Source organism: Streptomyces huiliensis, from assembly GCF_020037025.1.
Lineage (GTDB): Bacteria > Actinomycetota > Actinomycetes > Streptomycetales > Streptomycetaceae > Streptomyces > Streptomyces huiliensis.
Map to the genome: position 1 here is coordinate 15,713 of NZ_JAIQLH010000186.1, position 12,387 is coordinate 28,099.

Below are 12,387 nucleotides of genomic sequence, written 5' to 3' on the forward strand. Positions count from 1 at the left end.
GGCCTCGCTCGGTCTGGGGTCAGCGCGGGTCGGGCCGCGGGTCGTGGCGGTGGGCGAGCGCCTCGTAGGAGGCGGAGAGGGCGGGCGCGGCCCGCTCGTACGTCCGCTGCGCGACGCCGATGAACAGGCAGTCGACGACCAGCAGCTGGCTGGTCCGGCTGGACATGGCGGCCGGGCGCAGTTCGCTCTCCCGGGCCGTGGACGTGGCGAGGACGTGGTCGGCGTACTGGCCGATGCCGCCGGCCGGGTTGCCGGTGACGGCGACGGTGGTGGCGCCGTGTTCGAAGGCGACCCGCAGGGGTTCGATGACGTCGGTGGTCCGGCCGGAGTGGCTGATGGCGATGGCGACGTCGCCGGAGCGCAGCTGGACGGCGTTGGTGACGGCGAGGTGGGGATCGGCGGGGGCGTGCGCGATCAGGCCGATGCGCAGCAGCTTCTGGACGAGGTCCTGGCCGACGAGGTTGGACGCGCCGATGCCGTAGACGTCGACGCGCCGGGCGGCGGTGAGCGCGGCCACCGCCGCGTCGAGGGCGGTGGTGTCGAGCCCGGCCGCCGTGTCGGCGAGGCACTGGGCCTCCTCGTGCGCGAGCTTGGCGACCACGCTGGGCAGCGGGTCGTCCACGGCGATGTCCGCCGTGACGGCCGGTGCCCGGCCGGCCGCCCGCTCCGCCGCCAGCGCGGCGAGGGCCAGCCGCAGCTGCCGGTAGCCGGGGTAGCCGAGCGCGCGGGCGGTGCGGACGACGGTGGCCTCGCTGGTGCCGGTGCGCTGCGCGAGGCCGGTGACGGTCAGGGCGGCGGAGCCGGCCGGGTCGGCCACGAGGGCGTCGGCGACGCGCTGCATCGAGCGCGTCATGGTGGGCACGAGCGTGCGGACCTTGGCGGCGAGGGCCCCGGGGGCGGGCGGTAGGACGGGCCTGCGCAGCGGGGGGAGACGGCGTTCGGAGCTTTCCTTCGCGTCGCTGCTCACGTGGTGAAAGGTATTTTCAGCCCGATGTGCCGTCAACCTTTCGCGTCCCGGACAATGGGGCGCATGGAGCTCGAACAAGCACTGCACGCGGCCCGGGCGCTCGTCCTCGACGACCTGACCGCCGGGGGCGTGGCCGAGCCGGACGTGGTCTCGCTGGTCGAGGACGCGGTGGCCGGCCGGCGGTGGTGGGTCGAGCAGTGGCCGGAAGGCGTGGGCTTCGTCGCCGGGCTGATCGCCCAGGACGTCCAGGACGCCTTGCTGGAGCGGCACGGGCGCTGGCCGCTCTGCCCGGTCTGCACGGACTCGGGCGATCCGCATGCCCTGGAGGTCGAGCCGGAGCTGGGCCCCGACCCGCACTGGGTCTGTGCCAAGCAGGCGGTGATCGTGGCGCCCGTCGGCCGGCTGTCGTCCGCCCCGCGCGGCTGACGGGAAGGGAGCCGCGCGGGAAGGGAGCCGACGGGACGGGAGAGGGGAGAGCGGGTGGCCCTCTACATCGATCCGCCGCAGTGGCCGGGGCACGGCCGCATGTGGTCGCACCTGGTGAGCGACGTGAGCTTCGACGAGCTGCACGCGTTCGCCGCCCGGCTCGGGCTGCCCGGGCGCGCCTTCGACGGCGACCACTACGACGTGGCGGAGTCCTCGTACGCGGACGCGGTGCGGCTCGGCGCGGTGGAGGTGCGGAGCCGGGACGTGGTGCGGCTGCTGCGGGGGGCGGGGCTGCGGAGGCGGAAGCGGGCGCGTCGCTCCGGTTGACCCACTACGTGGTGAGCAGCGCGAGCTCCGTCGTGAGGTTGTGGCGGGCGGCGCGCTCCCACCGTTCGTACCCCCGCGGGGTGCGGAACAGCCGTGGCAGACCGAGGAGTTGGCGCAGGACGGCCGCGCGGCCGGCCCGGAACGCCTCGTCCGGCACGAAGCCGTACTCCTGGCGGACCTCCGCCGCGTACGTCGCGTACGCCTCGGGTGCGCCGCCGAGGACGGCGAGGTCGGCGTCGCACAGCAGCTCGCCGTTGCGGTCGCCGGGGGCCGGGTCGTGGCCGACGGTCAGCAGGACGAGCCGGACGACCTCGGCGGTGACGTCCTCGGGGATCCCGAGCTCGGCCAGGGCGCGGCCGGCGAGCCGGGCGCTGCGCTCCTCGTTGGTGGAGCGTTCGGGCAGGTAGACCGCGTCGTGGAACCAGGCGGCGAGCCGGACGGCGGCGAGGTCGCGGGGGGTCTCGGCGTGTTCGGCGAGTTCGTCGACGCGGTCGAGGACGGCGGTCAGGTGGGCGGTGGTGTGGTAGCGGCGCTGCGGCTCCGACCAGCGGGTGAGCAGGTCGGCGGCGTAGCGGGCGGGGTCCGGGCCGTCGTCGGTTTTCGGGCTGCCGTCGGGCTTCGGGCCGCCGTCGGGCTTCGGGCTGCCGTCGGACTCCGGGCCGCGGGCCGCCGCGACGGCGTCGGCCCAGCGCGTTTCCAGGGACGGGTCGGTAGGGGTGGCCATGAGGGCATTGTGCGGCAACCGAGGGGCGTGCTTCCTCGGCGGGCGCCGGTGTGGCACCCTTGTTACATGTCTAGACCAATTCTCGAAGTGATCGCGCTGGACGCGGCGGACGCGGTGGCGGCGCGGGCCGGCGGGGCCGACCGGCTGGAACTGGTCAGCGACATGGCGGCCGACGGGCTGACCCCCTCGCTGGAGACCTTCGCACGGGTGCGGGCGGCCGTCGACATCCCCCTCCGGGTGATGCTGCGGTCCTGCGACGGGTTCGGCGCGGGCGGTGCGGCGGAGCTCGACGCGCTGTGCGCCGCGGCCGGTGCGCTACGGGCCGAGGGTGCCGAGGAGTTCGTCCTCGGGTTCCTCGGTGAGGACGGGCGCGCGGATCTCGCCGCCGTCGACGCGCTGTGCGACGTACTCGGGCCGGGTGCCCGGTGGACGTTCCACCGGGCCATCGACCGGGCCGCCGATCGGGATGCCCTGCGGAAGCAGCTCGCGGACCGGCCTGGCCTCGACACGTATCTGACCGCCGGTTCCGCTTCCGGTGTCGACGACGGTCTTCCGACGTTGCTGGCCGAGGCCGCGCGGGGGGACGAGCCCGGGTATGAGCCGCGGATCCTCGTGGGGGGCGGGCTCAAGCTGAAGCATGTGCCGGTGCTGCTGGAGGCCGGTATCGACGGGTTCCACATCGGTGGCGCGTCGCGGCCGGGCGGGTGGGACGCGCCGGTGGACGTGGCGGCGGTGCGGGCCTGGCGTGAGGTGCTCGGGGGGTAGGTGGGTGCCCCGGTCCCGCCCTCTCACCGGTTCTTGCGGGGGCTGCGCCCCCCCCGCACCCCCGAAACCGCGCTCCGCGCGGTTGTCCTCAAACTCCCCCAGAGGGGGTACCCCCAGACGGGCTGAAGGTCGCGCCCAAGGCGTGAAACCCAGCCCGTCCGGCGTTTGAGGACAAGCGGCGAAGCCGCTTCCCGGCGTCCGGGACGAGTTATCCAGCCCGCCCGGCGTTTGAGGGCTTTGCGGCGGAGCCGCGACGCCGGGGTGCGGGCTCTCCCGCGGAGACGGCGAGAGGGCGGGACCGGGGCGTACCCAACACCATGGCCACCGCGCAGAGCATGAGCACCGTCGACACCACCGGAAACCACCGCCCCCCGAGCACGTCGATCGCCGTGCTCCCGACGACGCCCGCCCCGGCGAGCCCGAGGTACAGGGCGCTGCTGTTGAGCGACATGAGCAGCGGTGCGTTCGGCGGGTCGAGGGAGACGAGCCGGTGCGGGAGGGCGACGGCGATCGACCAGCCGGCGAGCGGGCTGACGACGGCGTAGCAGAGGGCTCCGGGCATCGAGCCGGAGAGGAGCGGCAGGGCCGCGTAGGCGAGGGCCGCGAGGACGCCGCCGGTGAGCAGGACCCGCTGGACGCCCAGCCGGTCGACGAGCCGGCCGCCCAGCCAGCTGCCCGCCATCGACGCGAGGCCGGTGGCCAGCAGGATCAGGGACAGCCGGTCCTGGTCGCCGCCCGTGGCCGGGCGCACCGCCGTGGCCAGGTAGACGTAGGTGGAGTTGACGGCGACGAAGACGAGGAACGTCGTGAACGCGGCCGCGAGCACCCGGCGGTCGCGCAGCGGCGCCAGCCGCTCCCGTATCCCGGGCGCGCCCGTCGGGGCGGGCAGGTCGCGCAGCAGCGCGGCGAGGCCCGCGAACGCGGCGGCGCCCAGGGCGGTGACCAGCCACATCGTCCAGCGCCAGTCGGCGTGTCCGAGGTAGGCGCCGAGGGGGACGCCGAGCACGGTGGCCACGGTCATGCCGCCGTACACGGTCGCGATGGCGCGCCCGCGCCGCTCCGGCGGGACGAGGGAGGTGGCGACGGCGTTGGCCGTCGGGGTGTAGAGCGCGGCGCCGGCGGCGGCGAGGACCCGGGTGGCCAGCAGGGTTCCGTAGTCCGGCGCGAGCGCGCTGAGCGCGTTCGCCACCGTGAACACCGCGAGTGCGGTGAACAGCACCCGACGCCGGTCCCAACGGGCGGTCAGGGTGGCGAGGACGGGTGCGAGCAGCGCGTACGCCAGGCCGAAGACGGTGACGAGCTGTCCGGCGGCGGCGAGGGAGGTGCCCAGGTCGTCGGCGATGCCGTCGAGGATGCCGGTCATGACCATGGAGTCGGTGCCGACGGCGAACGCGCCGAGGGCGAGCAGGAGCAGGCGGAGACGCACGGGTGTCCTTCCGGGAAGGTCCGGTTTCCGGGCAGGTAAGGTTGGACGTGCGTCAAACAATAGAGATCGTTGGATGGCTGTCAAACAGAAAGGGTGGGTACCCGTGGAAGGAGAGCTGCTGCCGCAGCCGGACATCCAGGACATCCGGCTGGCGAAGGTCCTCAACGCGCTCGGGGATCCCGTCCGGATGCACCTGTTCCGCGCCTTCGCCACCGACGACCAGTGCGACTGCGACTGCGCCCGCCTCGGCCTCGGCCACCTGCACAAGTCGACGGTCTCGCACCACATGCGCGTCCTGCGGGAGGCGGGTGTCACCTCCACCCGCGCGGTCGGCCGCAACCGGCACGTCGCCCTCCGCCGCGCCGACCTGGACGCGCGCTTCCCCGGGCTGGTCGAGGCGCTGCTGGCGGCGGGAGCGGCGGAGGAGGCGGCGGAGGGAGCGGAGCGTTAGGCGTGCTTCTGCCGCGTCATCGCGGCGATCAGGGCCTGGATCGCGTCGCCGTCGGAGCCGGCCTCCTCGTCATCGAGGCCGGCGTGAGCGGTGGCGGCCTCGGCGCTGCGCGGGAACATGACCTCCTCGTACGCCGCGAGCGCCGCCTCGACGTCGCCGGGGTGCGCGGCGAGGGCCTCGCCGAGGTCGGCGCCGTCGAGCATCGCCAGGTTGGCCCCCTCGCCGTTCGGGGCCGTGAGGTGGGCGGCGTCGCCGATCAGGGTCACTCCCGGCACCCGCTCCCACCGGTGCTCGGCCGGCAGTGCGTAGAGCGGGCGCAGGATCGGCGCGACGTCGCTGTCGGCGATCAGCGAGACGAGCTCCGGCGCCCACCCCTCGTACTCCCGTGCGATCCGCGCGGTGGCCGCGGCGGTGTCGGTGAAGTCGATGCCGTCGAACCACTCCAGCGGTTCGGCCAGCCCGATGTAGGCGTGCAGCGTGTCGCCGCGCTCCCGGTGGGCGAAGAGCTCCCGGCCGGGCGTCGTCGCGATCATCGACCCGCCGCCGACCGCCTTCGCGGTGGCGGGATGCCGTGTGTCGGCGTCGAACAGGTAGGTGTCGACGACCGACTTGCCGGTGTACTCGGGCACGGCGGCGGAGAGCAGCGGCCGGACGCGCGACCACGCGCCGTCCGCTCCGACCAGCAGCCCGGTGACGAGGGTGCTGCCGTCGGCGAACGTCACCTCGTGGCGGCCGTCGCCGAGGGCGCGCGCGGCGGTGACCTTGTGCCCCCACCGGACGGTGCCGGCCGGGAGCGAGTCGAGCAGGACCTGCCGCAGTTCGCCGCGCTGCACCTCGGGGCGGCCGCCCGTGCCGTCGTCCGCCTTGTCGAACAGGACGGTCCCGTCCGGGGCGAGGAACCGCAGCGCCTGGCGGCCCTCCAGGATGAGGCCGCGGAACTCGTCCATCAAGCCGGCCGCCACGAGAGCGAGTTGGCCGTTGTAGTCGTGGATGTCGAGCATCCCGCCCTGCGAGCGCGCGGCCGGTGAGGTCTCCGCCTCGTAGACCGCGGCCGGTATGCCGTGGACGTGCAGGACGCGGGCGAGGGTGAGGCCGCCCAGTCCGGCGCCGATGATCGTGACGTCGGGTGTGCTCGTGGCGTCGGATGTGTTTGTGGCGTCGGTGGTCATGTGGGGCTTCCTTCCAGGTCACACCGGCGTGGTGCCGGCGGCCGGTGCCTCGGCGGCGGGGCCGGCGGTTTCCAATCTCCCGCCGGCCGGCGACAGATCACCGACAGGACGCCGACAGATCACGACGTATGCCGACAGCCACCCGACACCGACGCCATGACGCCACGTCAACCAGGCGGCTACTCGGGCCGCTCGGCCATGACGACCACGCCCGGCCAGCCGCCTGCCGGGAGCCGGAGTTCCGCGACCGTCCGCAGTCCCGCCCGCTCGATCAGCTCCACGTACCGCTCCGGCCGCCACCTGTACGTCGTCCACCGGACGGGCACGTCTCCGTACGCCTCGGTCCGAGGGAAGTCCCCGTCGCCGACGTGCGTCGCGGTGAGCAGGTACCCGCCCGGCTTCAACGCGCGCGCGAACCGGGCGAACACCTGGGGCAGGACGTCCCGGGGGAGGTTGAACAGCGACCACCACCCGAGGATGCCGCCGAGGGACGCCTCTTCGAGGTCGAGGTCGGTGGCGGAGGCGACCTCGAAGCGGCAGTGCGGGTGCAGCCGGCGGGCGTTCTCGACCATGCGGGGGGAGAGGTCGACCCCGGATACGTCGAGTCCGCGTTCCGCGAGGTAGGCGGTGACCGTCCCCGGCCCGCAGCCGACGTCGAGGACGGGCCCGAGCCCGCGCACGGTGTCGGCGAAGGCGTCGATCGACGCCTTGAGCCAGGGGTCGTCACGGATGTCGCCGAGCCCCATGCGGACGTAGTTGTCGGCCACCCGGTCGTACGACGCGCGGACCGCGTCGAGATCGGCCGGCCGGTCGATTCGGTGTGCGTGCATCCGGCCGACTATAGGGCAGCGCAACGGGGTTGGGGCCGGCGGGGCGGACGCCCCCCAGCCTCCCGGTCTCAGTGCAACGCCACCGGCAGCGCCTCCGCGTGCAGCACCGTCAGCCCGGACACGGCACGCGTGAGCGCCACGTACAGCCGCCGCAGACCGGTGCGTTCGTCCGGCTCGCCGGCCACGACGGCGGCGGGCTCGTCGAGGACGACGTGGTCGTACTCCAGGCCCTTGGCGAGGGAGGCGGGTACGAGGGTGAGGCGGGCGTCGGCGGACGTCTCCTCGCCCGGGGCGAGGTGGGGGAGGCCCGCCTCCGCGAGGGCCGCCGCGAGGACGGGGATCCGGGCGTCCGCCGCGATCAGGCCGATGGAACCCTCGCGGCGGAGCGCGTCACGGCAGGCGTCGACCACCGCGCCGTCCAGCGCGTCGGGGCCGGAGACGGCACGGACCGCGAAGTCGCCGGCGGCCTCGCGGACCGACGTCGCCTCGGACAGCCCGGGGGCGATGGCGGGCAGCAGCCGCGACGCGTAGGCGATCACCTCGCGGGGGACGCGGAAGCCCTGCGTCAGCTCCTCGACGGCCGCGTCCGGCTTGCCCAGGTGCGCGAGTGCCTCGCCCCAACTCGCCGTCGCCCAGGGCGTCGTGCCCTGCGCGATGTCGCCCAGCACGGTCGCCGAACCGGTCGTGCAGCGGCGGCCGACGGCCCGGTACTGCATGGGGGACAGGTCCTGCGCCTCGTCCAGTACGACGTGGCCGAGGGAGGGCGTCCGCTGGACGAGGTCCGTCGCCTCGTCGATCAGCACCGCGTCCGCCGCCGACCACTTGGCCGTCCGCACACTCCGCGCGGGCTTCGCCCACAGCACGGCCCGCTGCTCGTCCTCCGTCAGCACGCCCGCCGCGTGCTCGGCCAGGAACTCGGGGTCCGACAGCAGTCGCAGTACCAGCTTCGCCGGGTCGACGGCCGGCCAGACGGCCTTGACCGCCGCCTTCACGGCGGGGTTGCGGGCCACCGCGTCCTGGACGCGGTCGTCCGGCGCCTCGCCCGCCTGCTCCATCCGGACGAGCACGGCGTGCGCGATGCGCTGCGGCAGGGCCTCGCGGGCGGCGCCGTAACGGATGTCGCGGGCGAGGAGCTCGCGGACGATCTCCTCCACCTCGTACGCCGGGACGCGCCAGCGCCGTGAGCCGCGCACGACGACGACCGGGTCCACCGGCATCGTCACGCCGGACCGGACCGCGCGCCGCAGCACCTCCGCCATCCGCGCGTCGCCCTTGACCGTCGCCGCCTCGGCGGAGTCCGTCCCGCGCACCTCCACGTGCGCGACCAGGTCGTCCACCGTGGCCTGCGCGACGTTCAACTCGCCCAGCGCGGGCAGCACCTGCTCGATGTAGCGGAGGAAGGACCGGTTCGGCCCGATCACCAGCGTGCCGGTGCGGGCGAGCCGCTCGCGGTGGGCGTACAGCAGGTACGCGACGCGGTGCAGGCCGACCGCCGTCTTCCCGGTGCCGGGCGCCCCCTGGACGCACACCGTGCCGCCGATGCCGGCGCGGACGATCTCGTCCTGCTCGGGCTGGATCGTGGCGACGATGTCGCGCATCGGGCCGACGCGCGGGCGCTCGATCTCCGCCTGGAGCAGCGCGCTCGCCTGATCGGCGCCCGAGGCGTCCGTCAGGTCCTCGTCCTCGTACGCCGTCAACTCGCCGCCGGTGTACCCGAACCGGCGGCGCCGGCCGACGCCCTGCGGCTCCTTCTTCGACGCCCGGTAGAACGGCTGCGAGACGGGCGCGCGCCAGTCGACGACCATGGGGTCGCCGTGCGCGTCGTGCACGTGCCGCCGCCCGATGTAGAACCGCTCCTCGCCGCCGCCTTCCCCCGCGATGTCGACCGGCGCGTCGACGTAGTCCAGCCGCCCGAAGAAGAGCGGGGCGTGCGCGAGGTCCGCGAGCGCCGTGATGCGCTCTTCGATCTGGCGGGTCAGGACCTCGGCGTTGACCCAGTTGGCCGTGACGTCCTTGATGTCGAGCGCCTCGACGTCCTCCCGCATCGCGCGCAACGCGGTGCGGGAGGACGCGAGATGGGCCTGCTCGCGGGCGAGCGGGTCGTCGGCGGGTTTTCCGTGACGGCTGTCGGACTGCTGGTCGGGGGCGTGCGCGGGCACGGCATGGCCTCCAGGGCGGCGGGCTGCTGGCGTTCGGTACGAGCGAGGGCCGGCCGGTTTCCGTCCGGTCGGCGGCGCTCCCTGGCACACGCGGCGGGAGGCGGAAGTCCGCGATTCTACGGACGCGGCCGGAACGGCGCCAATGATTTTCCGCGCGCCCCTGAGGCACCCCCGGGTGCTTCTCAGGGTCGCCGTCCGTCTCCCGTAGGGGTAGGCATGATCCCTGAGTCGTACGGCGGGGCGCCCGCGTTTACACCGCCAGGGCGATGTACGGCGGCCCCGCGGATCCCATCATGGATACATGACCACCGCAGGGATCACCTCAGCCGCCCAGGGCGCCGAGCACGGCGCCACCACCGCCCTCTCCCACGCCTTCCGCGCTTTCAAGGTGTTCGCGGGCACGGCCGTCAGTGTCGTCCTCCTCGGCCGCTTCGAGGGCGAGGAGGCGCTGGTCAAGCGCTGACGGGCGGCTTCCGCGCCCGTTCTCTGAGTACCCCTACCCCCCGCGGATTGAGTACGTGCCCCGATCCGCCGGCCGCCGACCGCCGGTGGAATGGCGGCATGGCATCCACCACCACGAGCACCCCCTCCGCCGCTCCCGCCACCGGCCGGTTCCGCCGGCTGTACCGCCGGATCGACCGGCAGCTCGGAGGGCGGGACGAGCGCTGGGCGAAGGGGCCCGCGGTCGTCTCCCTCCTCGCCGTTCCCGCGCTGCTGTGGTACGCGTTCGGCGGCGAATTCCTCATCGTCGACGACGGTCCGCTGGCGGCCTTGCTGTTCGCCGGAGCCCTCGCCCTGGCGGTGGCGTGGCTGCTGCCGCACCGGGAGTCGATGCGGTCGGCGCGCCTCACCTTCACCGTCACCGCGGCCGTCACGCTCCTGCTGCCGATCGTGCTGACCGTCGTCATGGTGGTGTTCGTGGTCCTTGCCGCGGGGCTTGCCTGACGCCCGCCCCACCTGGGTCCTCAGGCGTCGTCGCCCGCCAGCAGCTCGTCCGCGTCCACGATGCGGTACGCGTACCCCTGCTCCGCCAGGAAGCGCTGCCGGTGGGCCGCGAAGTCCTGGTCGATCGTGTCGCGGGCGACGACGGAGTAGAAGCGCGCCTCGTGGCCGTCCGCCTTCGGGCGGAGGACGCGGCCGAGCCGCTGGGCCTCCTCCTGGCGGGAACCGAACGTGCCGGAGACCTGGATGGCGACCGTCGCCTCCGGCAGGTCGATGGAGAAGTTCGCGACCTTCGACACGACGAGCACCGAGATCTCGCCCTGCCGGAACGCGTCGAAGAGCTTCTCGCGCTGCGCGTTGGTCGTCTCGCCCTTGATGACGGGCGCGTCCAGGTGCTCGCCCAGCTCGTCGAGCTGGTCGATGTACTGGCCGATGACCAGCGTCTGCTCGCCCGCGTGCCGGCGCACCAGCGCCTCGGTGACCTTTCGCTTCGTGGCCGTCGTCGCACAGAAGCGGTACTTCTCCTCCGCCTCGGCCGTCGCGTACGCCAGCCGCTCCCCGTCCGTGAGGTTGACGCGGACCTCGACGCAGTCGGCGGGCGCGATGTAGCCCTGCGCCTCGATCTCCTTCCACGGCGCGTCGAACCGCTTCGGGCCGATCAGCGAGAACACGTCCGACTCCCGGCCGTCCTCCCGGACGAGCGTCGCGGTCAGGCCGAGCCGCCGCCGGGCCTGGAGGTCGGCGGTGAACTTGAAGACCGGGGCGGGCAGCAGGTGCACCTCGTCGTAGACGACCAGGCCCCAGTCGCGGGAGTCGAACAGCTCCAGGTGGGGGTAGATCCCCTTCCGCTTGGTGGTCAGCACCTGGTACGTGGCGATGGTGACCGGGCGGATCTCCTTCCGCGTCCCGCTGTACTCGCCGATCTCGTCCTCGGTGAGTGACGTTCGCTTCACCAGCTCGTGCTTCCACTGCCGGGCGGAGACCGTGTTCGTGACGAGGATCAGCGTCGTCGCCTTCGCCTCGGCCATCGCCCCCGCGCCGACCAGCGTCTTTCCCGCACCGCACGGCAGCACGACGACGCCGGAGCCGCCGTGCCAGAAGCCGTCGACGGCCTGCCGCTGGTACGGGCGCAGCGCCCAGCCGTCCTCGCGCAGCTCGATCGGGTGCGCCTCGCCGTCCACGTACCCGGCCAGGTCCTCGGCCGGCCAGCCGAGCTTCAGCAGCGCCTGCTTGATCTGGCCGCGCTCGGACGGGTGGACGGCGACGGTGTCGGGGTCGATCCGCTCGCCCACGAGCGGCTTGATCTTCTTGGACCGCAGGATCTCCTCCAGCACCGGCCGGTCCGTGGACTCCAGGACCAGCCCGTGCACCGGGTGCTTCACCAGCTTCAGCCGTCCGTAGCGGGCCATCGTCTCGGCGATGTCCACGAGCAGCGCGTGTGGCACGGGGTAGCGGGAGTGGGTGACGAGCGCGTCGACGACCTGCTCGGCGTCGTGGCCGGCCGCTCGCGCGTTCCACAGACCGAGCGGCGTCACCCGGTAGGTGTGCACGTGCTCGGGGGCGCGCTCCAGCTCGGCGAAGGGCGCGATCGCCCGGCGGCAGGCTTCGGCCTGCTCGTGGTCGACCTCCAGGAGGAGCGTCTTGTCCGACTGGACGATCAGCGGTCCATTCACGTACGTGCGTCCTTCCGTGCGGCCAAACCTCCAGTGTGCCTCATCCGCCGGGGGCGGTGGGGGTGTCGGGAGATGCCCCGGTCCCACCCCTTCGCCGTTTCCTGGGGGCGAGCCCCCAGGCCCCCGAAACCGCGCTCCGCGCGGTTGTCCTCAAACGCCGGACGGGCTGGATAGCGCGCCCGGGCGCACACTTCAGCCCGTCCGGCGATTGAGGACGAGCGGCGCAGTCGCGACAAGCGGGGTCTGGGGCGGCAGCCCCAGGAAACGGTGAAAGGGCGGGACCGGGGCACCCTTCCCCCCACCGGCCTAGATTGCTAGCATCCTAACCATGTCCGCCGATCGACAGGTGAAGCAGTTCAACGTCTACCTGCCCACCGACCTCATCCGAGAGGTCAAACACCACGCCGTCGACACCGAACGATCGCTCTCCTCGATCGTCGAGACGGCCCTGACCGAGTACTTCCGGCGCCTCGCGGCCGACGCGGACGCCGGGGAGGGGAGTACACATGACGACGACTGAGGGTGTCA

Annotated in this window: 14 protein-coding genes; 7 read left to right on the forward strand and 7 right to left on the reverse strand. The window is 73.6% G+C overall.

The features are described from left to right. Nucleotides 1-19: 19 nt before the first annotated feature. A complete protein-coding gene (locus JNW98_RS26380; protein WP_372459327.1) occupies nt 20-967 on the reverse strand; it encodes a MurR/RpiR family transcriptional regulator in 948 nt (315 codons plus the stop codon). A gap of 63 nt (nt 968-1,030) precedes the next feature. Here JNW98_RS26380 and JNW98_RS26385 point away from each other — a divergent pair, with 63 nt between their 5' ends. Continuing rightward, entirely contained in the window at nt 1,031-1,393 is a 363-nt protein-coding gene (locus JNW98_RS26385; protein ID WP_223770797.1) for a DUF8819 family protein, read from the forward strand. Nucleotides 1,394-1,447: 54 nt separating this feature from the next. After that, a complete protein-coding gene (locus JNW98_RS26390; RefSeq protein WP_223770798.1) occupies nt 1,448-1,720 on the forward strand; it encodes a DUF4031 domain-containing protein in 273 nt (90 codons plus the stop codon). 4 nt (nt 1,721-1,724) lie between these two features. Here the strand turns inward: JNW98_RS26390 and JNW98_RS26395 are convergent, their stop codons facing one another. Continuing rightward, nucleotides 1,725-2,444: an HD domain-containing protein gene (locus tag JNW98_RS26395; protein WP_223770799.1), complete on the reverse strand. Its 720-nt coding sequence runs from the start codon at nt 2,442-2,444 to the stop codon at nt 1,725-1,727. Between the two features lie 66 nt (nt 2,445-2,510). Between JNW98_RS26395 and JNW98_RS26400 the strand changes: the two genes are divergently transcribed. After that, nucleotides 2,511-3,209, forward strand: coding sequence for a copper homeostasis protein CutC (locus JNW98_RS26400; protein ID WP_223770800.1), 699 nt, complete (start codon nt 2,511-2,513; stop codon nt 3,207-3,209). Nucleotides 3,210-3,417: 208 nt separating this feature from the next. Here the strand turns inward: JNW98_RS26400 and JNW98_RS26405 are convergent, their stop codons facing one another. Beyond that, nucleotides 3,418-4,635: an MFS transporter gene (locus JNW98_RS26405; RefSeq protein WP_223770801.1), complete on the reverse strand. Its 1,218-nt coding sequence runs from the start codon at nt 4,633-4,635 to the stop codon at nt 3,418-3,420. A gap of 103 nt (nt 4,636-4,738) precedes the next feature. Between JNW98_RS26405 and JNW98_RS26410 the strand changes: the two genes are divergently transcribed. Continuing rightward, the gene (locus tag JNW98_RS26410; protein WP_223770802.1) at nt 4,739-5,086 is read left to right on the forward strand and encodes an ArsR/SmtB family transcription factor; all 348 of its coding nucleotides are present in this window, start codon (nt 4,739-4,741) and stop codon (nt 5,084-5,086) included. Here the strand turns inward: JNW98_RS26410 and JNW98_RS26415 are convergent. From JNW98_RS26415 to JNW98_RS26425, 3 genes are all read right to left on the reverse strand, one after another. Further along, on the reverse strand, nt 5,083-6,255 hold the full coding sequence (locus JNW98_RS26415; RefSeq protein ID WP_223770803.1) for an FAD-dependent oxidoreductase: 1,173 nt from the start codon (nt 6,253-6,255) through the stop codon (nt 5,083-5,085). The genes JNW98_RS26410 and JNW98_RS26415 overlap by 4 nt on opposite strands. A 179-nt stretch (nt 6,256-6,434) precedes the next feature. Beyond that, the gene (locus tag JNW98_RS26420; protein ID WP_223770804.1) at nt 6,435-7,085 is read right to left on the reverse strand and encodes a class I SAM-dependent methyltransferase; all 651 of its coding nucleotides are present in this window, start codon (nt 7,083-7,085) and stop codon (nt 6,435-6,437) included. 68 nt (nt 7,086-7,153) lie between these two features. Further along, nucleotides 7,154-9,244, reverse strand: coding sequence for a HelD family protein (locus tag JNW98_RS26425; RefSeq protein WP_223770805.1), 2,091 nt, complete (start codon nt 9,242-9,244; stop codon nt 7,154-7,156). A gap of 301 nt (nt 9,245-9,545) precedes the next feature. Between JNW98_RS26425 and JNW98_RS26430 the strand changes: the two genes are divergently transcribed. Beyond that, nucleotides 9,546-9,707, forward strand: a complete 162-nt coding sequence (locus JNW98_RS26430; RefSeq protein ID WP_223770806.1) for a hypothetical protein — start codon at nt 9,546-9,548, stop codon at nt 9,705-9,707. Nucleotides 9,708-9,805: 98 nt separating this feature from the next. Continuing rightward, the gene (locus JNW98_RS26435; RefSeq protein WP_223770807.1) at nt 9,806-10,189 is read left to right on the forward strand and encodes a hypothetical protein; all 384 of its coding nucleotides are present in this window, start codon (nt 9,806-9,808) and stop codon (nt 10,187-10,189) included. Between the two features lie 20 nt (nt 10,190-10,209). Here JNW98_RS26435 and JNW98_RS26440 read toward each other — a convergent pair whose 3' ends face one another. Beyond that, entirely contained in the window at nt 10,210-11,859 is a 1,650-nt protein-coding gene (locus tag JNW98_RS26440) for a DNA repair helicase XPB (protein WP_223770808.1), read from the reverse strand. 328 nt (nt 11,860-12,187) lie between these two features. On the opposite strand from JNW98_RS26440, the gene JNW98_RS26445 reads away from it, so the two are divergent. Beyond that, the gene (locus tag JNW98_RS26445; RefSeq protein WP_223770809.1) at nt 12,188-12,379 is read left to right on the forward strand and encodes a ribbon-helix-helix protein, CopG family; all 192 of its coding nucleotides are present in this window, start codon (nt 12,188-12,190) and stop codon (nt 12,377-12,379) included. Nucleotides 12,380-12,387 lie beyond the last annotated feature (8 nt).